Source organism: Salinisphaera sp. SWV1, assembly GCF_052044155.1.
Lineage (GTDB): Bacteria > Pseudomonadota > Gammaproteobacteria > Nevskiales > Salinisphaeraceae > Salinisphaera.
In genome coordinates, this window is record NZ_JBQDYE010000027.1 from 1 (window position 1) to 23,614 (window position 23,614).

At 65.5% G+C, this 23,614-nt stretch carries 20 protein-coding genes; 14 read left to right on the forward strand and 6 right to left on the reverse strand.

Annotated elements, in window-relative coordinates; genetic code table 11:
- Positions 1 to 175 precede the first annotated feature (175 nt).
- The 3 genes from ACS8YF_RS13205 to ACS8YF_RS13215 are packed head-to-tail and all read left to right on the forward strand — an operon-like array spanning position 176 to position 3,715.
- On the forward strand, positions 176 to 343 hold the full coding sequence (locus ACS8YF_RS13205) for a hypothetical protein (RefSeq protein WP_440850668.1): 168 nt from the start codon (positions 176 to 178) through the stop codon (positions 341 to 343).
- 10 nt (positions 344 to 353) lie between these two features.
- On the forward strand, positions 354 to 3,035 hold the full coding sequence (locus ACS8YF_RS13210; protein ID WP_440850669.1) for an ATP-binding protein: 2,682 nt from the start codon (positions 354 to 356) through the stop codon (positions 3,033 to 3,035).
- Entirely contained in the window at positions 3,032 to 3,715 is a 684-nt protein-coding gene (locus ACS8YF_RS13215) for a response regulator transcription factor (RefSeq protein ID WP_440850670.1), read from the forward strand. The genes ACS8YF_RS13210 and ACS8YF_RS13215 overlap by 4 nt, the downstream gene beginning before the upstream one ends.
- A 98-nt stretch (positions 3,716 to 3,813) precedes the next feature.
- On the opposite strand, the gene ACS8YF_RS13220 is transcribed toward ACS8YF_RS13215, so the two are convergent.
- The 3 genes from ACS8YF_RS13220 to speB all read right to left on the reverse strand — a co-directional run bounded on the left by ACS8YF_RS13220 (position 3,814) and on the right by speB (position 6,577).
- Positions 3,814 to 4,041 (reverse strand): DUF3820 family protein, encoded by a 228-nt coding sequence (locus ACS8YF_RS13220; RefSeq protein ID WP_440850671.1) that lies wholly within the window; start codon positions 4,039 to 4,041, stop codon positions 3,814 to 3,816.
- Positions 4,042 to 4,116: 75 nt separating this feature from the next.
- The gene (locus ACS8YF_RS13225; RefSeq protein WP_440850672.1) at positions 4,117 to 5,562 is read right to left on the reverse strand and encodes a purine-cytosine permease family protein; all 1,446 of its coding nucleotides are present in this window, start codon (positions 5,560 to 5,562) and stop codon (positions 4,117 to 4,119) included.
- A 58-nt stretch (positions 5,563 to 5,620) separates the two neighbouring features.
- Positions 5,621 to 6,577, reverse strand: a complete 957-nt coding sequence (gene speB, locus ACS8YF_RS13230; RefSeq protein ID WP_440850673.1) for an agmatinase — start codon at positions 6,575 to 6,577, stop codon at positions 5,621 to 5,623.
- Between the two features lie 166 nt (positions 6,578 to 6,743).
- Here speB and ACS8YF_RS13235 point away from each other — a divergent pair, with 166 nt between their 5' ends.
- Entirely contained in the window at positions 6,744 to 8,132 is a 1,389-nt protein-coding gene (locus ACS8YF_RS13235) for a sigma-54 interaction domain-containing protein (protein ID WP_440850674.1), read from the forward strand.
- Between the two features lie 359 nt (positions 8,133 to 8,491).
- Here ACS8YF_RS13235 and ACS8YF_RS13240 read toward each other — a convergent pair whose 3' ends face one another.
- The 3 genes from ACS8YF_RS13240 to aroQ form a co-directional block, all read right to left on the reverse strand.
- Positions 8,492 to 9,286 (reverse strand): alpha/beta fold hydrolase, encoded by a 795-nt coding sequence (locus tag ACS8YF_RS13240; RefSeq protein WP_440850675.1) that lies wholly within the window; start codon positions 9,284 to 9,286, stop codon positions 8,492 to 8,494.
- A gap of 284 nt (positions 9,287 to 9,570) precedes the next feature.
- A complete protein-coding gene (locus tag ACS8YF_RS13245; RefSeq protein ID WP_440850676.1) occupies positions 9,571 to 11,025 on the reverse strand; it encodes an aldehyde dehydrogenase family protein in 1,455 nt (484 codons plus the stop codon).
- A 156-nt stretch (positions 11,026 to 11,181) separates the two neighbouring features.
- A complete protein-coding gene (gene aroQ, locus ACS8YF_RS13250; RefSeq protein WP_440850677.1) occupies positions 11,182 to 11,628 on the reverse strand; it encodes a type II 3-dehydroquinate dehydratase in 447 nt (148 codons plus the stop codon).
- Positions 11,629 to 11,892: 264 nt separating this feature from the next.
- Between aroQ and ACS8YF_RS13255 the strand changes: the two genes are divergently transcribed.
- The 10 genes from ACS8YF_RS13255 to pcaH all read left to right on the forward strand — a co-directional run bounded on the left by ACS8YF_RS13255 (position 11,893) and on the right by pcaH (position 23,607).
- Positions 11,893 to 12,690 (forward strand): IclR family transcriptional regulator domain-containing protein, encoded by a 798-nt coding sequence (locus tag ACS8YF_RS13255; RefSeq protein WP_440850678.1) that lies wholly within the window; start codon positions 11,893 to 11,895, stop codon positions 12,688 to 12,690.
- Between the two features lie 198 nt (positions 12,691 to 12,888).
- A complete protein-coding gene (locus ACS8YF_RS13260; RefSeq protein WP_440850679.1) occupies positions 12,889 to 14,223 on the forward strand; it encodes a lyase family protein in 1,335 nt (444 codons plus the stop codon).
- A 167-nt stretch (positions 14,224 to 14,390) separates the two neighbouring features.
- Positions 14,391 to 15,221 carry a CoA transferase subunit A gene (locus ACS8YF_RS13265; RefSeq protein ID WP_440850680.1) on the forward strand — a complete coding sequence of 277 codons (831 nt, stop codon included), beginning with the start codon at positions 14,391 to 14,393 and terminating at the stop codon, positions 15,219 to 15,221.
- On the forward strand, positions 15,218 to 15,991 hold the full coding sequence (locus ACS8YF_RS13270; RefSeq protein ID WP_440850681.1) for a CoA-transferase subunit beta: 774 nt from the start codon (positions 15,218 to 15,220) through the stop codon (positions 15,989 to 15,991). Before ACS8YF_RS13265 ends, ACS8YF_RS13270 begins: the two co-directional genes overlap by 4 nt.
- 377 nt (positions 15,992 to 16,368) lie before the next feature.
- On the forward strand, positions 16,369 to 17,577 hold the full coding sequence (gene pcaF / locus ACS8YF_RS13275; RefSeq protein ID WP_440850682.1) for a 3-oxoadipyl-CoA thiolase: 1,209 nt from the start codon (positions 16,369 to 16,371) through the stop codon (positions 17,575 to 17,577).
- A gap of 149 nt (positions 17,578 to 17,726) precedes the next feature.
- Positions 17,727 to 18,914 carry a bifunctional 3-oxoadipate enol-lactonase/4-carboxymuconolactone decarboxylase PcaDC gene (pcaDC, locus tag ACS8YF_RS13280; protein WP_440850683.1) on the forward strand — a complete coding sequence of 396 codons (1,188 nt, stop codon included), beginning with the start codon at positions 17,727 to 17,729 and terminating at the stop codon, positions 18,912 to 18,914.
- 152 nt (positions 18,915 to 19,066) lie between these two features.
- Complete coding sequence (locus ACS8YF_RS13285) at positions 19,067 to 20,533, forward strand: benzaldehyde dehydrogenase (RefSeq protein ID WP_440850684.1); 1,467 nt, start codon at positions 19,067 to 19,069, stop codon at positions 20,531 to 20,533.
- A gap of 34 nt (positions 20,534 to 20,567) precedes the next feature.
- Complete coding sequence (locus tag ACS8YF_RS13290; protein ID WP_440850685.1) at positions 20,568 to 21,698, forward strand: NAD(P)-dependent alcohol dehydrogenase; 1,131 nt, start codon at positions 20,568 to 20,570, stop codon at positions 21,696 to 21,698.
- Between the two features lie 117 nt (positions 21,699 to 21,815).
- A complete protein-coding gene (locus tag ACS8YF_RS13295) occupies positions 21,816 to 22,757 on the forward strand; it encodes a LysR substrate-binding domain-containing protein (protein WP_440850686.1) in 942 nt (313 codons plus the stop codon).
- Between the two features lie 115 nt (positions 22,758 to 22,872).
- Entirely contained in the window at positions 22,873 to 23,607 is a 735-nt protein-coding gene (gene pcaH, locus ACS8YF_RS13300; RefSeq protein ID WP_440850687.1) for a protocatechuate 3,4-dioxygenase subunit beta, read from the forward strand.
- The last annotated feature ends 7 nt before the right edge of the window (positions 23,608 to 23,614 follow it).

The following is a 23,614-nucleotide window of genomic DNA, read 5'->3' on the forward strand; positions in this document are numbered from 1 at the left end:
CTGGCGAAAGCCGCTGCTCGCACAACCCCTTGTACCGAAACCCAATTGAGGCAAGCTGAGTTTGCGAACTAATCAAGTTATAGATTGTTTTCGCGATCGTTAAAAATTGGCCATCCGTTTTAAACAGATTCTTAGTCAAGCATTGCGCCATCGAATCCCCCGCAGGGAGCGGTCGATGATTATTGTGATGCTCGGCATCGGGCTGGCCTGTTCCGGACTGTTGTTTGCCGTAGTTGCGGCCTGCGAGCGCTGGACGGTGCCGCGTGGCGGCACGCGGGTGGTCAATGTGCTCGCTCTGAATATGGGGATCGATGGCACCGGCGCCGCTCGCGCGACGCGCTAGACTGCCTCCCATGCCCGCCTCGACTTCCGATCAACGCCCCAATCCCGATGCGCTGCTCGAAGCCGCGCGTGCAGCGGACGGGCGACCGGGTCGCGGGCGGCTCAAGGTTTTTCTCGGCGCAGCACCCGGCGTGGGCAAGACCTACGAAATGCTCACCGAAGCGGCCGCCCTGGCACGCTCGGGCGTGCGGGTCCTCGCCGGTCTGGTCGAAACCCACGGTCGGCGTGAAACCGAGGCGCTGTTACGCGGGATTGCTCTCGTACCGCGCCGGCGGCTTCGTTCTCGCGGCCGGCAGTTTGAAGAACTCGATCTCGATGCCGTATTGCGTGCGGCCCCCGACCTGGCGCTGATCGACGAGCTGGCGCACAGCAATATCCCGGGCAGTCGCCACGAAAAACGCTGGCAGGACATCGAGGAACTGCTGAATGCCGGGATCGATGTCTTCACGACGCTCAATATCCAGCATCTCGCCTCCCTGAACGACGTGATCGCGCAGATCAGCCGGGTTCGTGTGCGCGAGACCGTGCCCGATAGTGTGATCGAGGCCGCCGACAGCATCGAACTGGTGGATCTACCCCCCGATGAGCTGATCCAGCGCCTGCATGAAGGCAAGGTTTATGTGCCCGACCAGGCGGCCCGCGCGGTGGAGCATTTCTTCTCCCGCGGCAATCTGGCGGCGCTGCGTGAAATCGCGTTGCGCGCGGCAGCCGAACGGGTGGACGCCGACGTACGCAATCATCTTCGCGCCCGGGCGGAAGCGGGGATATGGCCGACCCACGAGCGCCTGCTCGTCGTGGTGGGTGAAGGGCCGGCCGCGGAATCCATGGTGCGGCTGGGCAAACGGCTGGCCGAACGCCGGCAGGCGTCCTGGATCGTCGCGCATGTCCGGCGTGACGCGACCGCCGCCGAGCAGGCGCCGGAGATCGGCAATGCACTGCGACTGGCCGAAAGCCTGGGCGGCGAAGTCGCCACCCTGTCGGGTATCGATCTGGTGGCCGAAATCAAGGCCTTCGCCCGCAATCAGAACGTGACCGAGATCCTCGTCGGGCGGTCACAGCGACGGCTGCGCTGGCTCGCGTTCCGTCGATCGCTGGCCGGCACGCTGATTCGAGAGGCCGGCGAGTTCACGGTGACGCTGGCGCCGCGCTCCGATGACGCAACCGTCAAGCCAGGCTCGCGCACACGCCGAGCCCCCCGCGTGCGCTGGCTCGACACCACGAACATCGGCTGGGTGGCTGCGACCACCGCCGCCTCGGCCGCGCTCGCCTGGCCACTTTCGCTGGTCGTGGATACCGGTTCGTTATCGCTGATCTTCGTGTGTGCCGTATTGATGGTCGCGGTCCGTCGGGGCATTGGCGCGGCGGTCACGGCGAGTCTGGCCTGTTTTCTGGTCTTCAATTTCCTGTTCACTGACCCGCGGCTGACGCTGACCGTCTACAGCACCCACGACATCCTGACGCTGGTATTTTTCCTGATCGTATCGTTGATCGCCGGTGGCCAGGCGGCGCGCATACGCACGCAGATGCGCTTGATTCGTACCGCGAGCGAACGGCATGCCCGACTCTACGATTTCTCGCGCCGGATCGCCGGCGCCGTGGGGCCGGTCGATCTGGCCTGGACCATCACCGAATATCTGGAGGCCGCGCTCGGACTGCAGAGTCTGGTGCTTTATCCCGATGCCGATGCCGATGGCGGACTGGCGCTGGCCGCGGGCGACAGCGGTAGCGAAGGGCTGATCGACCTGGATTACGTCGCCGCCCGCTGGGTGTACGAGCACAATATGCCGGCCGGCCGTGGCACCGGCACCCTGCCACGATCCCGTTGGTTTTTCGTGCCGTTGCGCGGCACGGATGACATGCTGGCGGTCATCGGCGTGGCTTGGCCGGATCGCAAGCGGCATCTCGATGTCGAGGAACAACGGCTGCTGTTCGCAGTACGCGACCAGGCCGCGGTCGCGCTCGGTCGTTCCCGGCTCGCCGCCGAGATCGAATCGGCTCAGTTCGCCCAGGAAACCGCGCGTCTGCGCGCGGCGCTATTGTCCTCGGTATCGCATGATCTGCGCACCCCACTCTCCTCGATCATCGGCAGCACGGCGCTGCTGCGCGATCGATTCGATCAGCTGGATGCCGGCGAACGACTGGAACTGCTGGAGGGCACGATCGACGAAGCCAGCCGGCTCGACCGTTTCGTACAAAACCTGCTCGACATGACCCGGGTCGGCTACGGCGCGCTCATGCCCGAGCTCAAGCCGTGCCCGATCCGCCCGGAAGTCGAGGCCGCATGGCTGTCGCTGGGCGCTTCCGCAAGCCAGACGCTCGCGTTCGATATCGCCTACGATGCGCGTGTGGTGCTGGCCGACGCCACGCTGCTGCGGCGCGTACTGGCCAACCTGCTCGACAACGCCGCCAAATATTCGCCGGCAGCCAGCGAGATCCTGATTGAAACAAGGTCGGGAGACGGCGAGGTCACGATCGCGATTTGCGATACCGGCCCCGGCATTCCCGCCGCCGAACAATCGCGTGTGTTTGATATGTTCTATCGCGTGGAACAGGCGGACCGCAACGCACCCGGGACCGGGCTGGGGCTGGCGATCTGCAAGGAGTTGACAGAAATCATGGCCGGACACATCCGTGCCGTTTCGCCGGCCGTTGGCTCCGGTACACGCATCGAGGTCAGCTTGCCATCGCCATGAAAGCCCTGATTGTCGACGACGACCCCGGCATTCGCCGGTTCCTGCGCATCGGACTGAAGACCGAGGGTTACGAAGTCCTCGAAGCGGCGTCCGGCCGCGAGGCGCTGCGCGCGGTCTCGGCCCGCCGCCCGGACGTCGTCGTACTGGACCTCGGGCTGCCCGATATGGACGGCCAGGACCTGGTACCCGCCATTCGCGGCGTGAGCGACGCCGTACTGATCGTGCTGTCGGTGCGGGATGCGCAACGCGATAAAATCGCCGCGCTGGACGCAGGCGCCGACGACTATCTGACCAAGCCGTTCGATTTCGCGGAGCTGGCGGCGCGGCTGCGCGCCAATCGACGCAAAGCACTCGGAACATCGAACCCGGCCGTTTTAAAATGCGGCGACCTGGCGCTCGACGACGCGGCCCATACAGTCACGTGGGCAGACGTGAACGTACGTCTGACGCCTAAAGAGTTCGATCTGTTGAAAGAACTCATGCGCCACCCGGACAAGGTCGTCTCCCACGCCCACCTCATGGAGCACATATGGGGGAACGTCCATAGCGACGACACGGCATATATACGCGTCTACATACAGAGACTGCGTCGCAAGCTGATCGATGCGGGCGCCGACCCGGAGTTGATCGGTAGCGAGCCCGGCGTCGGGTATCGACTGCGAACATCAGCCGATCGATAGCCGCGAAATTCGCCAGACGCCACGCCTTGGATTGTGGCGAGACCGTATCTTTGCGGCGAACTGCCGGCCAGCATGCATCGCTAGGCGTGCCTGTCGAGTCATCCCCTCGGATCGGCGTCGCGTCGTAACGGGCTGAGCAATCCGCGCAGATCGTTGTGGTCGATCTGATACATCAACGCGAGCAGCCGGCCCAGTTCGCCGGACGGGAAACCGGTGCGCGAGAACCAGGCCAGATACCCGCCGGGCAGATCGGCGATCACGCGCCCTTCGTATTTACCGAACGGCATGGTGCGCGTGACCAGTTTTTCCAGATCCTGGGGGTTCACAACAACCTCGATGCACAAAGCTCGAGCGTGGCTCGGGCACCGTCCATCTTAAACGAAGTCGGCGCCCGCGCCTCATCAACTGGTCTCGCGCTCGGCCAGAGCCCGGTCGGAGGCCTCGATCGCGCGCCGCTCGGCAACAGTGTCGATCCCGGAAGCGAGCCATCCATACAATCCGCCCGCGACGAGCAGACCGACGAGAAACGAGATATCCGCCCCGCCCAGCCAGTGCGTCACGGTGCCGGTGTAAAACGAAATATCGAAGAACGGGATCATGGCGACAAAGCCCACCGCGTAGGCCAGCATGCCGCGCCAGGACCATTGCCCGTAGATGCCGTTCGGATTGAATATCTCGGTGATCGCGTAACGGCCGTGGCGCACGATATAGAAATCGATCAGATTCACGGCGGTCCAGGGGACCAGGAAATACAGCATCAGGATGACGAAGTTGTTGAAGCTGCCGAGATAACTGTCCGGAATCGTGAGTGCAACCGCGGTCGCGATCGCGCCGAACAACACGATGCCGACCACGCGTATCGAGATCGTGGGTCGGACCGGCCGGTAGGCGTCGATGGTGCTGATACCGGTGAGCATGGCACCGTACATGTTCACGGCCATCACGCTGATCAGCGCCGGCACCGAGGCCAGCACGGCGAAGGTACCGAAGCCGGGCAGTATTTCGTTGCCCACCGACTGTAGGCTGCCGATCGCTTCCGGGTGCGGCAGCGCCGCCGCCAGAAATGCGCCCAGCGACATCAGCCAGATCGCCGAACCGCCCGCGCCGAGATAGGTCCAGGAAATCACGCCGCGCGACGACACGTTGCTCGGCAGATAACGTGAATAATCGGACACATACACGGCATAACTGATCTGGTAACCGGCCGCGGCCGAGAACTGCACCAGAAAAACGGCCCAGCCCGCGCCGGACTGATGCGCCGCAGCGTGCCCGTGCAGCACCACCGCGCCAATCGTAAGCACCGCGAATACGGCAATCAGGATCGGCGTGAGCCAGCGCTGCACGAAATGCAGCAGATCGTGGCCAATGACGGCAATGCCGATGGCCAGCAGCACCAGCAACGGATACCAGAACAGCGGCCCGCCGGGCAGCACCAGCCGCAGTGCTTCGGTGGCCAGAATGACATTGAACACGTTGAAGCCGCAGTAGACGAAGATGGTGGCAGCAAACGGCAGAATCGCCCCGCGCGAGCCGAACTGGGCGCGCGACTGGATCATCTGCGGCAGCCCGAGGCGCGGCCCCTGATTGGCATGGAACGCCATGAAGAACGTGCCGAAAGCCGCGCCCAGCACCACCGCGAGCACGCTCCACCACACACCCAGCCCCATCGACGGGCCGACGAAGCCGGTGACCATGGTCGTGAGCACGAAGTTGCCCGTGAACCAGAACGGCCCCTGGTGCCAGACCTTGCCGTGGCGCTCGGACTTGGGCACGTAATCGATCGAGCGGACCTCGACCACGCCGGCCCGGCCCGTGGACCGTGCGGTATCGCTTGCTGTTTGGCTCATTGTCTCCCCCGTGGTTTTTATGTCGGTTGGGTCATGCCGGCTGCTACCCGGCGATGGGTCATTCGCGATACGTCACGCCCGGCAGCACACAGAGCATTTCGTAGAGCAGATTGGCGCCCAGCAGTGCCGTATTGCCGCTCGGGTCGTAGGGCGGCGCGACCTCGACCAGATCGGCCCCGACCAGATCCAGGCCGCGGCAGCCGCGCACGATCTCCAGTGCCTGCGGCGGCGTCAGGCCGGCGATCTCGGCGGTGCCTGTGCCCGGCGCGAACCCGGGATCGAGGCTGTCGATGTCGAAACTCAGGTAAACCGGGCCACCGCCGACCTGCTCACGTGTTTCGGCCATGAGCGGCGACAGACTCTTGTGCCAGCACTGTTCGGCCGGCACCACGCGTGTGCCCTGCTGGCGCGCCCAGTCGAAATCGTCGGCGGCGTAGCCGGTGCCGCGCAGCCCGATCTGGATCATGCGCGGCGTGTCGATCAGCCCTTCCTCGATGGCGCGCCGGAACGGCGTGCCGTGGGCGATTGCCTCGCCGAACATGTGCTCGTTGGTATCGGCATGGGCGTCGACATGGATCAATCCCACCGGGCCATGCCGCCGGGCCATGGCCCGCAGGATCGGCAGCGTGAGCGTGTGGTCGCCGCCCAGCGTCAGCGGCCGGCAGCCGGTGGCGATGATCTCGGCATGGAAGGCCTCGATGATGTCCACGCTCTTTTTCAGATCGAAGGTATTGATCGGGACGTCGCCGATATCGGCGACCTGCAGGGCATCGAACGGGGCCGCGCCGGTGGCCATGTTGTATGGCCGCAACATGCGCGATTCGTCGCGGATCTGACGCGGCCCGAGCCGGGTGCCGGGCCGGTTGGAGGTGCCGATATCCAGCGGCACGCCAACGAACGCAGCATCCAGGCCCGCCGCATCGGCCTGGCTCGGCAGGCGCATCATCGTGGCCGGGCCGCCAAAGCGCGGCATGGTGTTGCCGCCGAGCGGTTGATTGCGTTCGTTGCTGGCCATGGTTCTCGCCTTCGTTATATCTACGTCTTGTAGAGCAATAAGCGGGCCGGGATGTAACCCCTTGATTCAGCGATGAGCGAGCCCGCCGAACAATTCAATAATGAATCTTTGACTGCGGCAGGCGATTCAAAATAGATTTGCCTGATTCAATTACGACTCGATCGCCATGACGTCAATCGCCCCCCTCAATGCCCTGGAACTCGATGCGGTTCTCGCCTATTCCCACGACCACGTCGTGATCGCCGACGAGCGCGGCCGCATTCTCAAGGCCAGCGAAAGTTGCGCCGGCGTCTATGGCCTGCCGCTGCGGGACTTCATCAACGCCTCCACATACGATCTGCAACGCGATGGCATCCTCTCGCCGTCGATCACGGTGCGCGTACTCGAACAGCGCCGCCCCTGCCATCTCATGCAGGCCACGCGTACCGGCCGCTCGGTGATGGCCAGCGCCTACCCGGTCTGGGATGGCGACCAGTTGGTTCGGGTCGTGAGCCTGTCCAAGGACATGACCGACATCCGTACGCTGCAGCGCGAGTACGAATTGCTGCAGCGCCAGCTGGCCGCGCGCGAAACCGCCCCGCCGACGGCACTGGATGCCGACGCGGATATCCCGACCTGCAACCCGCGCATGCGCGAGATCGTGTCGCTGCTGGAACGCGTGGCCCCCACCGACGCGAGCGTCGTGTTGCTGGGGGAAACCGGCGTGGGCAAGACACGGATCGCGGGCCTGCTCCATCGCCGCAGCCCACGCGCGGACGGCCCGTTCGTCGAAGCCAATTGCGGCGCCATTCCGGAGACGTTGTTCGAGTCGGAGATGTTCGGCTATGTCGCGGGCGCGTTCAGTGGCGCGGCCCGCAACGGCAAACCCGGGCTGGCCGAGCGCGCCCACGGCGGCACACTGTTTCTGGATGAGGTTGCCGAACTCTCGCCGGCCATGCAGACCAAGCTGCTGCGCATCCTGCAGGACCGACGCGTCACGCGGCTGGGCAGCACTGAATCACACGTGGCCGATTTTCGACTCGTCGCGGCGACCAACCGCGATCTCGACGCCATGGTGGCGGACGGACGTTTCCGCCTCGACCTGTATCACCGGATCAACGTCGTGCCGATCACGATTCCGGCGCTGCGAGACCGGTCCGAAGATATCCCGCTGTTCATCCAGCGCATGCTGGCAGCGCTCAACCAGCGCTATGGAAAACGCAAATCGCTGGCGCCGGATGCCTGGTCGGCGCTGCTGGCACAACGCTGGGACGGCAATCTGCGCGAACTGGAAAACGGGCTCGAGCGGCTTTACGTCCTGAGCGACGACAGCACGATTCATGCAGCGCCAACCCTCGGTCCCGTGCCCGGCGCGAACCACAGCCCCGGCCGCGCGGACGAAGCCGCCCCGCTGCCACGCCTGCGCGAGGCGGTCGAAGCCGCGGAACGGGACTGCCTGGCGGCGGCGTTGAAACGCTGTACAAGCACGTATCAGATCGCCCGCGAACTCGGCGCCAGCCAGCCCACGATTTTCCGAAAGCTTCGAAAATACGGCCTGACCGCCGACGCCTCCTGAATCCGCGCCGGTCACGGCGCCGGTAACCCCGGGGTACGCGCCCGCCGTCAGTCAGCGCTCGGCTGCGGATAAATGCCGCGGGGCAAAAGAGAGTGTCGACCCGACAACGGCCGCGGATCAAAGCGATATCGGGTCGTTACGCAGGCCGGATTAGCGCCTGTTGTTCGGTCCCAAAGTAACGGGTCGATGCCTGTTGTTTAAATCGCAAACACGGGCTATGCGCGTGCATGTTGCCGGCAGCGTTTGCGCCGTGTGGCAGAACGTCTGCCGCGAATTCCGCAGCGAGCCAGGCGCCGGCACGTTCGAAATCATGCACGAGCGGCCGCACGGCCACGGACGCGCCAGCGAAGCACCCCGCCTCAGATGTATCCCAGCCGTTTCAGAAACCGGCTTATGGCCGCATTGACGGGCTCCGGATGGGTCAGATTCGGCGCGTGGCCGGCCTCGGGCACGGTGACCATCTCGGCGTGCCGCAGGTGCCCGGCCATGTCCTCGGCCCGATCCAGCGTGATCGCCTGATCCGCCTCACCGTGGATGACCAGCGCCGGAACCTCGATACGGGCGATATCGCGGCTGATGTCGTCGCGATCAATCAGGGTACGGAAGGCCTGTTTCAGATTATGCGATTGCCAGCCACGCCACTTGGCCTTCCATTGTTCGGCGCCGTGCCAGGCCGGCCCGAGAATGATGTCGGCGATATCGTCGGCGATGGAATCCGGCAGGCCCTGGCGGGTCCAGACATCGAGCATCTGCTCATAGCCGGCTAGCTTGGCCGGCTCCTCGACACGCGCCTGGGTGTCGATCAATACCAGTGCCTCCACGCGCTGTGGATGGGTGAGCGCACAGCGCAGCGACAGATAGCCGCCCTGGCTCATGCCGACCAGCACGGCCCGCTCGATGCCCAGATAATCGAGCAACGCCACCAGGTCGCCGGCCGAGTCGTAGTAGCTGAATGGCGCGACATCGTCGCCGGCGGTCTGGCCGTGGGCACGCTCGTCCCAGGCGATGCAGCGGCAGATCAAGCCGAACGCCTCCAATTGCGGCTCGAACATCTCGTGATCCATCAGCAGCCCGTGCGAAAACACAAGGACCGGACCCTCGCCTCCCGTATCGCGATAGAACAACTGCTGACCGTTGACGGGCGCTATCGGCATGGCTGTGCCTCCTTTGTTGTTTGCGGCCAAGCTATTAACCCTGCACAGAAATAGATGATTTTTCGGGTTAATAGCGCGAGTATGCGACCGCATGCTCGTCGCGGCCATCGGCCGCGACGCCTTTGAAAATAACAGACGGACAGGCGCCGGCTTTTATTTTTGAAGGCGTTGAAAACAGCTGACGAAGTCAGCTGTTTTGGCTTCGAATCAATAACACGCAATCACGACCCGGCGGATCACATCAGCCGCGGTCCGAGCCGAGGGCGCGCCGCGCGCAACACGGTTCAGATCGGGTAGTGGCGCGGCCCGGTCTGCAGTGTGACCCAGCGCAGCTCGGTGAACTCGGCAATCCCGGCCTGGCCGCCGAAACGGCCGTGGCCCGACGCTTTCACGCCGCCGAAGGGCATCTGCGGCTCGTCATGCACGGTCGGGCCGTTGACGTGGCAGATGCCCGAGCGAATGCGCTGGGCGATCGCCATGCCGCGGGCGCCGTCGCCGGAGAATACGGCTGCCGACAGCCCGTACTCCGTATCATTGGCCACCCGCACCAGTTCATCGTCGCCGCCGGCCACGCGCACCATGGCCACCACCGGGCCGAAGGATTCCTCGCCGTAGATGCGCATTTCCGGGGTCACGCGATCGAGCACGGTCGGCTGCATGATCACCGAATCCGCTTCGCCACCAACGAGCACGGCCGTCCCCTTGGCGCGGGCATCCGCGATCAGTTCGTTGAGATGAACGCGCGACGGCTCGCCGATCAACGTACCGAGCGGCGTATCCTCATGGCGCGGATCACCGGCCTTGAGCGTGGCCACCTTGGCCGCGAGCTTGTCGGCAAAGGCATCGGCGACCGATTCGGCGACCACGAGCCGTTCCGTCGACATGCAGATCTGGCCCTGGTGAAAGAACGCCCCGAAGGCGGCCGCGGCGACGGCGGCATCCAGATCCGCGTCATCGGCGACCACGAACGGCGCCTTGCCGCCCAGTTCCAGCAGCGCCGGCTTGAACACCCCGGCCGCGATCTGACCGATGATCCGCCCGACCGGACTCGAGCCGGTAAAGTTCACACGCGCAATCGCTGGATGCTCGATCAGGGCCCGGACCACGTCGGCCGCATCGTCCGGCGCGTTGGTTACGACATTGACCACACCCTCGCCCATGCCGGCCTCGATCAGCGCCTCGCCGATCAGATGATGCACGGCCGGGCACTGTTCCGACGCCTTGAGCACCACGCTGTTGCCACAGGCCAGCGCCGTCGCAATGGCACGAACGCCCAGAATGACCGGTGCATTCCACGGCGCGATACCCAGCACCGGGCCACAGGGCACGCGCATCGACATCGCCAGATTGCCCGGCACGTCGGTCGGTATGGTCGCACCCTGAATCTGGGTGGTCAGCCCGGCCGCCTCGCGCAGCATGCCGGCAGCCACATGCACGTTGAAACCGGCCCAACCGGACGTCGCCCCGGTCTCTTCGACCATGGCGCGGGTAAAATCCTGGGCACGGGCTTCGAGCGCGTCGGCGGCGGCCAGCAACCGGGTCCGGCGCTCGCCGGGGCCGGTGGCAGACCAGTCCGCGAATGCCTTCGACGCGGCCTCGGCCGCGGCTTCGGCATCGGCCACCGCCGCAGCCGGCGCCCGCGTCACCACATCGCCCCCGGCCGGGTTGCACCGTTCGAACGTCGCGCCGTTGGCCGCGGCGCGCTCTTGCCCGCCGATCAGCAATGCCAGTTCCTTCATGTCGGTCGCTCCTCGTTATTCGAATTCATCGCGCCACAGGCCGCGAGCACTTTCGCCCCACCGGTCGAGCCGACGCTCGCCTTAAGTTCGCACTGCGACCAGCCGGCCGCAAGTCGCACAACAAGTCCGACCGAGCACGCCGGCGCGGCGGCCGTGTCAGGGGAAGGCGGCCCCTTCGCGATGCCGAAGCACGAAATCCAGGGCCGCGGCATAGCCGAAGGCGCCCAGCCCGGCAATGACGCCATCGGCCCGCTTCGAGACATAGGACTGGTGGCGAAACGATTCCCGCTTGTGCACGTTCGACAAATGCACCTCCACCACCGGCCCATCGAACGCGTTCAGCGCATCCAGCAACGCCACGGACGTATGCGTCCAGGCCGCCGGATTGATGATGATCGCGTCGGCCGCGCCACGGGCGGCATGAATGCGCTCGATCGCCTCGCCCTCGTGGTTGGTCTGAAAGGCCTCGAGCGATGCCCCGCCGGCCTCGGCACGGCGCGCCAGCGCGACCTCGATATCGGCCAGCGTGGTCGCGCCGTAGATCTCCGGTTCGCGCTCGCCGAGCAGATTGAGGTTGGGCCCATTGAGCAACAGAATCTTCACGCCGCGCTCCCACGCCTGAATGAATGCCGCCCATCATAGCCGCCCGTCGGCCTGTGCCGACAGGCGCGTCTCGCGAGCGCGATCCGGGGCTGTTAACGCGACCGGCACGGGGGTAGTGCCCGGCGTTTCGCGGCGCGAGCGCTCCCGCCACCCATCAATGAGCTTATCGCCGCACCGATACCGTCATGTTGTTCGCATTGCGCACAAAAGCTGCCACACTGTCGCCGCGCGTGTTGCCCATGCATCGATAGAGGATTGCGTAGCTTGAAACAGGATCTGCCGGAGACCGAAAACGCCGCCCTGGCGCCCGATCATCGCGATTTCGTCAGCGCGCTGGCCACCGGGCTGGAGATCATCCGTACCTTCGATCGCGAGCATCCCCGGATGACGCTCAGCGAAGTGGCGGCCCGCAACGGCATCAACCGGGCCAAGGCCCGGCGCTTTCTGCTCACCCTCCACGGGCTGGGCTATGTCCGCAAACAGGACCGCTATTTCGAGCTGGCGCCGCGAACGCTCGATCTGGGCTATGCCTTTCTGTCGGCCAATGGTTATCAGTCGATCGTGCGCCAGCATCTGGAGCACATCACGGAGGTGACCGGCGAATCCTCCTCGATGGGCGTACTGGACGGCGCCGACGTGATCTATGTCGCGCGTTCCGCCGCGCCGCACCGATTGATGACGGTCGCACTCAACATCGGTTCGCGCCTGCCCGCGGTCGCGACCTCGATGGGCCGTGTGTTGTTGGCATTCACGCCCGATCGGCTCGACCAGATTCTGGCCCGGGACGCCCTGGTGGCCCATACCCCGAACACGATCACCGATGCGACGGCGCTGCGCGCCTGCATCGCCGAGGTACGCCGCGACGGTTATTGCATTGTCGATCAGGAGCTGGAGTCCGGCCTGCGGTCTCTGGCGGTGCCGGTGCGCAATCAGCACGGCAAACTGCTGGGTGCGTTGAATGTCAGCACCAATGCGGCACGCGTTGCCCGCGAAACACTGGAACAGGACTTCCTGCCGCTGCTGCTGGAGACCGCCCGGCAAATCGAACGCACGGTCGAGTGAACAACCCGGGGGCGGGCCGACGGCGGCGCTTGGCCTGTTTGCCGGCGGCACGCTCGGCTGGCTATCGTGCGTGTCGGGCCGAAGACTTGATCGCGTGACGTGCTCGCGAGGCCCGTCGTTCACAACGACGTTGGCGTGCACCAGGCCACCTTGCGCGCATTAACGCCACCCGCCGGCATCCATTACTGCGGAAGCGCCATGTACGACCTGTTCCTCCGTCATCCATTCATGAGCCCGGCCGGCATCGCCGCCTGCGACGCGCGGGCGTTCATCGCTGCCATGTGTCGGTTCGAGATCGCGCTGGCCCGGGTCGAGGAAGCGGCCGGTCATCTGCCCGCGGGCACGGCGCAGGCCATCGCCGGCACGATTCGCGCCGAGGCATTCGATGCCGAAATGCTAGCCCGCGAGGCCGCCGATGGCGGCAATGTCGCCATTCCCTTCGTCAAGCAGGCCAAGGCCCTGCTACCCGGCGAACTCAAGCCCTGTTTGCACAAGGGCGCGACCAGCCAGGACGTGATCGATTCGGCGCTCATGCTGATGCTCAAGCCGCGTCTGGCATGCTGTCTCGGCTATATCGAGGCGACCATCGATGGCGGCAGCGCGCTCATGCAGCGCCACCGCGACACCCCGATGATCGGGCGAACACTGACCCAGCAGGCCCTGCCGATCACCTTCGGCGCCAAGGTCGGGCAATGGCTGACGGCTCTGGCCGCTGCCGAAAAACGCCTGAAGCAGGTGGCCGCCGAAGGCCTGTTCGTGCAGTTCGGCGGCCCGGTGGCGGCGCATCACGGCCTGGACGACGGGCTCGAGCTGATGACGGCGCTGGCCGCGGCACTGGGGCTGAACAGTCCGCTACTGCCCTGGCATACCGATCGCCAACCGATACTCGCAATCGTGGACGCGGTGGGCGCGGTCGCCGTGGCGGCCGAAAAGATGGCGACCGACATCGCCTGGATGGCCCAGACCGAGGTCGGCGAAGCGCGTGAACCGGCCGCGACCGGCGCCGGCGGCTCGTCGTCCATGCCACACAAGGCCAACCCGGTGGGCAGCGCGCGAATCCGGGCCGCGGCGCGCCAGATCCATGCCGCCGTGGGCACGATTCACAGCGCCGGCGCCCAGGCCCATGAGCGCGCCTTCGGCGAATGGCATGCCGAATGGGCGCCGCTGGTCGATGCCGTGCTGCTACTCGAAGGCGCGCTCGAAACACTCGTGCCGCTGGTCGGCGAGTTGCAAGTCGATACCGAAGCCATGCGTACCAATCTGGCGCTGTCCGGTGGCGCCAATCTCTCGGCACCGACGGTTGCGCTGTTACGACAGGCGATGCCGCTCGATCGCGCCCGAACACTGGCGGCACAGGCCGCCGAAACCGCGCTGCGCGAGCGCTGCGACTATGCCGAGGCGCTGCTGGCCATTCCCGAGATCGCCGCGGCGTTCGACACAGAGCGCGTTCGCGCGGCGGTCGATCCCGCCGCCTACGTCGGCACCAGTGCGGCCCAGGTATCACGTGTTGAGGCTGCGCTGCGCAATCGCTGACCGCCATCGCCGCCCATGACAAGTGACAAGCCCCATGGCCCGTCGATTGTGCAGCGCCTTGATCCACGGTTGACCAAAGACGAATTGACGACCGGCGCCGGCTCCCCTAGATTATTCGCATAGCAAACCTTGGTTCGCATAGCGAATCAAAAAGCCGGAGTGCATCCATGTCCGAATTCCTGCCCCTGGCAGAGGCGGTGGATCGATATGTGGCCGATGGCGCCACCGTGGCCCTGGAAGGCTTCACGCATCTGATTCCATTTGCGGCCGGCCACGAGATCATCCGCCAGAAGAAACGCGAGCTGACCCTGATCCGCATGACGCCGGATCTGATCTACGACCAGATGATCGGCGCCGGCTGCGCGAAAAAGCTGATTTTCTCCTGGGGCGGCAACCCGGGCGTGGGCTCGCTGCACCGGTTGCGTGATGCGGTCGAACACGGCTGGCCACATCCGATCGAGATTCTCGAACACAGCCATGCGGCCATGGCCAACGCCTTTGAAGCGGGTGCGGCTGGTTTGCCGCTGGCGATCCTGCGCGGCTATATCGGCTCGGACCTGCCCAAGGTCAACGACCAGATCAAGTTCATCGAATGCCCGTTCACCGGCGAGCGGCTGGCCGCCGTGCCGTCGATCCGGCCGGATGTATCGATCGTGCACGCCCAGAAGGCCGACCGGCACGGCAATGTACTGGTCGAGGGGATCGTCGGCGTGCAGAAGGAAGCGGTCATGGCCGCGCAGCACTCGATCGTCACGGTCGAGGAGATCGTCGACGAACTGGACTGCGGCACCAACGCCTGCGTGATCCCGGCCTGGGTGATCGGCGCGGTCTGCGCGGCGCCGGGCGGTGCCCGGCCCTCGTATGCACACGGCTACTACCCGCGCTCGAACAAGTTTTACAAGGACTGGGACCCGATTTCCCGCGACCGCGCGGCATTTTCCGCCTGGCTGGACGAACACGTGTTCAACACCACCGCCAACAACGGAGCCTCGGCATGAGCGAACGCTACAGTGCCGCCGAAATGATGACGGTCACCGCCTCGCGCGCCCTGCGCAACGGCCAGAGTTGCTTTGTCGGCATCGGCCTGCCGAGCGAAGCCGCCAACCTGGCGCGCCTGACCCACGCGCCCGACGTGGTGCTGATCTACGAGTCCGGCACGCTCGAAACCAAACCCGAGGTACTGCCGTTGTCGATCGGCGACGGCGAGTTGTGCGAAACCGCGCTGACCACCGTCTCCGTGCCGGAGATGTTCCGTTACTGGGTCCAGGGCGGCAAGATCGATGTCGGTTTTCTGGGCGCGGCCCAGATCGACAAGTACGCCAACCTCAACACCACGCTGATCGGCGACTATCGCGAACCCAAGGTGCGCCTGCCGGGCGGCGGCGGAGCGCCGGAAATGGCCACCTGCACCGGCGAGATCTTCATCACCCTCAAGCATTCCAGGCGGACCTTCGTGGAAGCGGTCGATTTCGTGACCACCGTCGGCTTCGGGCGTGACGGCACCGCCCGCGACGGCGTGCCCAACATCGGCGCCGGCCCCACCCGCGTGATCACCGATTTGTGCGTCATGCAGCCCGACCCGGCGACGAAGGCACTGACGGTGACCTCGCTGCATCCCGGCGTATCGCGCGAGGATGTGACCGGCGCCACCGGCTGGGAGATCGCTTTCGCCGACGATCTGACCACCACCGCCGAGCCGGACGACAACGAATTGACCGTGCTGCGCGCGTTGAAGGCACGCACGGAGCGCCATCACAGCGAGGCGTAACCGTTCTCCAAAGATTTTGTCCGTAGATCGACGCAGATCTACGCAGATGAAGAAAGGAAGGTCGCGCTTGATTATGTACGACACTCAGCTGGATAAGCCGGGGCATTTTGTCCGCAAATGCACGCGAATGAGCGCAAACAAGAAGCAGGATCAAGGCAGTGCTGCTTCCGGTGCGCTAGCAATGGCGTCGTCAAGGCTTTGACTGAACTTTGTACATAAGAGATCGCTTGCATGAACTTCGCGTTCATCAGGGTCGCGCTCACGGACTCTCAGCCCCTGAACCGACTCGAAGCAAGACCAGCACCCGAAATCGTCTTCTTGTATCTGCGTAGATCTGCGGACAAGTAAAAGAACGAATCGCTTTCCCGGAGTAACCCATGGCCCATGAAGTCTTTCTCTGCCATCCCCGCCGCACCGCGGTCGGCCGCTTCGGCGGTACGCTGGCCGCGGTACGCCCCGACGACCTGCTCGCGCATGTCTTCAAGGCGGTGCTGGCCGAAGCGCCCAACCTGGACCCGGCCGCGATCGACGACGTGATCGCCGGCTGCGCCAACCAGGCCGGCGAGGACAACCGCAATGTGGCGCGCATGTCGCTGCTGCTGGCCGGCCTGCCGCACACCGTGCCCGGGGCCACCATCAACCGCCTGTGCGGCTCGAGCATGGACGCGGTCGGCACCGCGGCGCGGGCGATCAAGGCCGGCGAGACCGGGCTGATGCTGGCGGGTGGCGTGGAGTCGATGTCGCGGGCGCCGTATGTGGTCTCCAAGGCACCGAGCGCGTTCGCCCGCAGCCAGACCATGGAAGACACGACCATCGGCTGGCGCTTCATCAACCCCCTGCTCAAGAAGCAGTACGGCGTCGACTCCATGCCCGTGACCGGCGAGAACGTCGCCGAGCAGTTCGCGGTATCCCGCGAGGATCAGGACGCCTTCGCTTACCGCTCGCAGCAAAAGGCCGAGGCGGCGCGCGAGGCCGGGCGGCTGGCCGAGCAGATCACGCCCATCGAAATCCCGCGCCGCAAGCAAGAGCCGCTGGTCTTCGACACCGACCAACACCCGCGCCCCGAATCCACCCTCGACCAACTGGCCAGGCTGCCCACGCCCTTTCGTGACAACGGCACCGTCACCGCCGGCAATGCCTCGGGCGTCAACGACGGCGCCGGCGCGCTGCTGGTGGCCGGCGCACAGGCGATCAAGGATTTCGACCTGATGCCGATGGCCCGCATCCGCGGCATGGCCACGGCCGGGGTCGAGCCGCGGATCATGGGCATGGGCCCGCTGCATGCCAGCAATAAGCTGCTTGCCCGCCTCGGGTTGTCGATCAACGACATGGATGTCATCGAGCTCAACGAGGCGTTTGCCAGCCAGGCGCTGGCGGTGACTCGCGGCTGGGGCCTCGCCGACGACGACGAGCGGGTCAACCCCAACGGCGGCGCCATCGCGCTGGGCCACCCGCTCGGCATGTCCGGCGTGCGCATCATCCAGTCCGCGCTGCACGAAATGGTGCGTCGTGATGCCCGCTACGGACTGGCGACGATGTGCATCGGCGTCGGTCAGGGGATTGCCACCGTGCTGGAGCGGGTCTGATATGCATTGACGAAAAGCCCGTCTACAGATGGCCACCGATGGAAGCGTGGGCCACCCTGTCCGCATCTTCTTTTTTCGATCTGCGTGAATCTGCGTCCATCTGTGGATAAATGAAGAAGGAAACACCGCGAAACCCACTCGGAGGCCTCATGCCGTTCGTCGATATCCAAAGCCGCGCCGTCGCCTATCGCGACACCGGCCCGAAATCCGCACCGGCGGTGCTGCTGGCCCACCCGCTGGGGATGACCCAGGCCGTCTGGGACGAGGTGATCTCCGCCCTGGCCGGCCGTTTCCGGCTGATCACCTGGGATCTGCCCGGTCACGGTGCGAGCGCGACCGCGGCCGGCGCGCTATCCGCCGACGATCTGGCGGCCGAGGCCGTGGCCTTGCTTGATGCGCTGAATATCGAACGCGCACATTTCGTGGGCACCTCGATCGGGGGCGTCGTCGGCCAGGCACTCCTCCGCCGGGCGCCCCAGCGTCTCGGGCGGGTTGCCTTGACCAATACGGGCGCGGTCATCGGCCAGCCGGACCTCTGGCATCAGCGCGCCGCCCGGGTACGCGACGAAGGACTGGCCGCCATGGCGCCGGAACTGGTCGATCGCTGGTTCGGCCCGATCTTCAAGACGGCCCATCCGGCGTCAGTTTCCGGCTGGCAGACCCAGCTCGGCCGCTGCGACGACGAATCCTATGCCCGGCTGTGCGAACTGCTCGCCGAGGCCGATTTCCGCGGCAACCTAAACGGCGTCGACCGTTGTGTGAATCTGCTGACCGGCGCCGATGACGGCGCGACCCCGCCAGACACGCTCTCGACCCTTGCCCATGAGCTGCCGGACAGCCAACAGAGCGTGCTCGACGGTGTGGGCCATGTGCCGGCGGTCGAGGCGCCGGAACGCTTCGTCGCGTGGCTGGGCGACGCGCTCTCGGCCGGTAGCACGCGAGCGCCGGCCAGCTACGACGATGGTCTGGCGATCCGCAAGTCGGTCCTCGGCGCCGAACACGTCGAGCGCGCCTCGAACAACACCACCACGCTCGACGCGCCCTTCCAGGACATGATCACGCGTCTGGCCTGGGGCGAGCTCTGGGGCAATACCGATCTGACCCGGCCCGAGCGCAGCATGATCACCCTGGCGGTGCTGGCCGCGCTCGGCCGCGACGGCGAACTGGAACTGCATCTGGAGACCGCCAAGCGTATCGGTTTGTCCGAGGCCCAGCTGCGCCAGACATTGATGCATGTGGCGATCTATGCGGGCGTGCCGGCCGCCAATCATGCCTTCAAACTGGCCAAGAAACACGCTTGGGGGCAACCGATCGGCGAGCGAGACACAAACGCCTGACGCCACGGCCGGCGGCTGCACGCCCACCGGTCATAGCAACAGCGGCTCAACCCTTCGGCTAATGGTCCGATGGTGGACACCGGGATATCGTTATAGCGCATAACCAAACGTCTCTGCCCATGCGCGAGGCGCACGAGCCCGAGGAGTCCCCGATGAGCGATGCCGATTTATTTGCCGAGATCGACTGGAACGGCTGTTTGTTCGACGGCGAATGGCGATCCAGTCCGAACATGATGGACACGCTGTCGCCCGCGACCGGACAGCGCCTCGGTACGATTGGCCAGGCCAGCGAGGCACAAGTGGCCACATCGGCCGCCACCGCATGCCAGTGCCAACGCGATTGGGCCGCCCGACCCTACGAGCAGCGCGCGGCGGTATTTCGGCGGGCAGCCGAACTGGCCGAAGCGAAGCAAGACAGCATCGTGGATTGGCTCATTCGCGAAAGCGGTTCGACCCGTGGCAAGGCCGAATTCGAAACCCGGAACAGCCTCAAGATTCTTCACGAAGCCACGAGCCTGCCTTCGCAGAGTCATGGCGAAGTCCTGCCATCCACGCCCGGCCGGCTCAGTCTGGCCCGGCGCCGTCCCGTGGGTGTGGTCGGCGTAATCGCGCCGTTTAATTTTCCGTTGATTCTGGCCCTGCGTGCCGTCGCGCCGGCTCTGGCGCTCGGCAACGGGGTGGTGCTCAAACCCGACCCGCGCACGAGTGTATGCGGGGGCTTCGTCATCGCCCGCCTGCTGGAACAGGCCGGCCTGCCGGCCGGCTTGCTGCACGTACTCCCGGGCGGGGCCGAAACCGGCCAGGCGCTGGTCAGTGACGCACACATCGCGATGATCCAGTTCACGGGTTCGACGGCGGCCGGGCGCAGGATCGGCGCGGCGGCCAGCCAGCATCTCAAGAAAGTCTCACTCGAACTCGGCGGCAAAAACTCGCTGATCGTGCTCGACGACGCCGACCTGGACCGGGCGGTCAGCAATGCCACCTGGGGCGCCTACCTCCACCAGGGGCAGGTCTGTATGTCCACGGGCCGAATTCTCGTCCACCGCGCGATCCATGACGCGTTCGTCGACCGGCTGGTGGCCAGGGCGCGAAGCCTGACCGTCGGCGATCCGGCGACCGACGACGGGGCTGCGCTCGGCCCGTTGATCGACGACGGCCAACTCCGGCATGCATTGGCGCTGCTCGAATCGGCAACGCGGGCCGGAGGGCGGCTGCTGGTGGGCGGCGACCACCAGGATCGATTCCTCCGGCCCACCGTGATGATCGATGTCGATGCCGACAACCCGATCTTTCATGAAGAGACCTTCGCGCCGGTAGCGGTGGTCGTTCCCTTCGACGACGACGATCAAGCCGTGCGCCTGGCCAATAACACGGAGTACGGCCTGTCCGCGGCCATCATTTCAAACAACGTCGGGCGCGCGCTGGCGCTTGGCGAAAGGCTCGACACCGGGTTGCTTCACATCAACGACCAGACGGTCAACGACGAAGTCATCAACCCGTTCGGCGGTGTCGGCGCGTCCGGCAACGGAACCAGTATCGGCGGCCCCGCCAACTGGGAAGAATTCACCCGATGGCAGTGGCTTACGATCAAGGGCGAAGCGCCCGACTATCCGCTTTGATCACCACCGACGACCGACAATCACGGAGTACGCCATGACCGACAGCAATCAACCCCGGCCAGTGCGGGCCGCCGTGACGCCCAGCCGCGGGGCGCCGTTCGATATCCGGACCCTGCATCTGCGCGCCCCGGTCGGCGATGAGGTGCGTGTGCGCATCGTCGCCACCGGGCTGTGTCATACCGACCTGATTGTGCGCGACCAGCTCTATCCCGTCCCGTTGCCGGCGGTACTGGGCCATGAGGGCGCCGGTGTCGTCGAGGCCATCGGCCCGAATGTGGGCCATCTGAAACCCGGCGACCATGTTGTGCTCTCCTACGGCCACTGTGGCGACTGCGCCAATTGCGACGACGGCGCGCCGAGCTACTGCATGGACTTCTTTGCCCGCAACTTTGGCGGCGCCGGTCCGGACGGCGGACACGCGCTGACCGACGATCATGGCGCGGCGATCAACGACCACTTCTTCAGCCAGTCGTCGTTCGCAACCTACGCCCTGTGCCGAGAAAACAATGCAGTCCGCGTGCCCGATGAGGCCCCGCTGGCCCTGCTCGGCCCCCTGGGCTGCGGTATCCAGACCGGAGCCGGCGCGGTGATGAATTCCCTGGCGGTAGCGCCGGGCAGCCGGATCGCCGTATTCGGCGCGGGCGCTGTCGGTCAGTCCGCGATCTTGGCCGCCCGGGTCGCCGGGGCCGCCGAAATCATTGCCGTGGATATCATCGAATCCCGGCTGGCTCTGGCTCGCGAACTCGGGGCCACCCACGTCATCAACGCCCGCAACGAGGACCCCGTGGCGACCATCCGCGAAATCAGCGGCGGTGGTGTCGACTACGCCGTTGAATCCACCGGCAACACGAGCGTGTTCCGCCAGAGCATCGACAGTCTGGGCAAACGCGGCGTCATCGGCGCGGTCGGCGCCCCGCCGCTTGGCGAGGAGACCTACTTCGACGTCAACGACCTGCTGATCGGCGGCAAGCAGATTCGCGGCATCGTCGAAGGCGACAGCGTGGCCCGGACTTTCATTCCCAAGCTGGTCGACCTCTATCTCGAAGGGCGGTTCCCGTTCGACAAACTCGTACGCTACTACGATTTCGAGGAAATCAACCAGGCCGCCGCGGATAGCGAGAAGGGCGAAACCCTGAAGCCCATCCTGATGCTCGGTTCGCCCTGACGGCATCGGCGGTCGTTTCCGGCCATTACGGCCCATCCGTCCGCAACGCCGTCGCTGCCGAGAGGCGGCCGCGCAAAGTGCACGGCAAGACCGCTCGATTACATTACGCTGAACGCCATGATCCACTCGCCGATCAAACTGCGCCATCTGGCCGCCTTCGCGGCGGTCGCCCGACATGGCCAGTTCGCCTCGGCGGCCGAGGCGCTGTCGATCACCCAGCCGGGCATGTCGAAGACCATCCGCGAACTGGAGACGAATCTGGGCGTGGTGCTGTTCGAACGCGGCCCGCGCGGCGTGACGCTGACCCCCGCGGGCCGCACCCTCCTGCGCTATACCGCCCCGGCCCTGCGCTCGATCGACGAAGGCATCGAGGCGGTGCGCAGCGAAGCGCCGGAAACCGTGATTCGTATCGGCGCCTTGTCCAACGTCGAAGGCGGCCTGTTGCCGGAAACGCTGACCGTGCTGCATCGCGGCCAACCGAATCTGAGAGTCGAGGTGGACACCGGCACGAGTGCGGCCCTGCTCACCCGGCTGCGGCTCGGCGAGCTCGATCTGGTGATCGGCCGCATGAGCGAAGCCCAGGAAATCCGTGACCTGACTTTCGAGCATCTGTACTACGAGCCGATGATCGTGGTGGTTCGCTCCGGCCATCCGGCGCTGGATACCCGCGGCGCGCCCAGCCTCAAAACCTTTACCCATTACCCATGGGTGATCCCGCCGCGCGGCACCACCCTGCGCGAACAGGTCGAACGATACTGGGTGGAACAATCGATCGACCCGCCCCATGCCATCGAAACCCTTTCGCTGCCGCTGTCAGAGGCCTATGTGCTGCGCAGCGATGCGGTCTGGGTGACGCCGGCCGACACGGCCCGGGCGCCCGTAAGCACCTATCAAATGGTCGTAGTCGACTCGCCGGTGGAGATTCGCGGAGGCTCGGTCGGATTCGCCGTGAACAGCAGCCAGCCGATGTCGCTCGCAGCCCGCCAGCTCTGCGATTGCCTGCGATCCACCGCCGCCGAATACCCCGGCGTGAACTGGGCCAACAACCTGGCCACATAACCAAACGGGTATGCCGGGCAGCGTACTTTTCAATTGGCGGGGCCGGCCCGCCACGGCAATTTCGAATCTCTACGGCCGAGGGCTTCCGGCCACCCCGGAGCAGAGGAACGATCCAATGGCAGCCAACGAACACACCGCCTTCGTCATGCGCGACCGGAACTGGCATCCACCCGCGTATGCGCCCGGCTACAAGACCTCGGTTGCCCGCTCGCCGCGCCAGGCGCTCATGGCCATTCAGGCCCCGAGCGCCTCCGAAATCACTGGTCCGGATTTTCAGGGGCTGGCCCTCGGGCCCTATGACAACGATCTGCTCAACAACTACCGCGAAGGCACCGACCACGACGGTCTGCCGGTGGGCGAACGCATCCAGCTCTACGGCCGGGTGATCGATCAGTTCGGCAAGCCGGTGCCGCATACGCTGGTCGAGATGTGGCAGGCCAATGCCGGCGGCCGCTATCGGCATAAGAAGGACACTTATGCCGCTCCGCTGGATCCGAATTTCGGCGGCGTCGGCCGCACGGTCAGCGACGAAGGCGGCTGGTATCGCTTTCGCACGATCAAGCCCGGCCCCTACCCCTGGCCGAACGACCCGAACTCCTGGCGCCCGGCGCATATCCACATCTCGGTCATGGGGCCCTCGATCTCGACCCGGCTGATCACCCAGCTGTATTTCGAGGGTGATCCGCTGATTCCGCACTGCCCGATCGTGAACACGATCCGCGATGCCGACGCCGTTGAGACGCTGACTTCGCGGCTCGACATGGCCCGCTCGCGCTCCTTCGACTGTCTCGTGTATCGCTTCGACATCGTCACCCGCGGCGCACTGCAGACCTTTTTCGAGAACTTCTAGGAGCCCG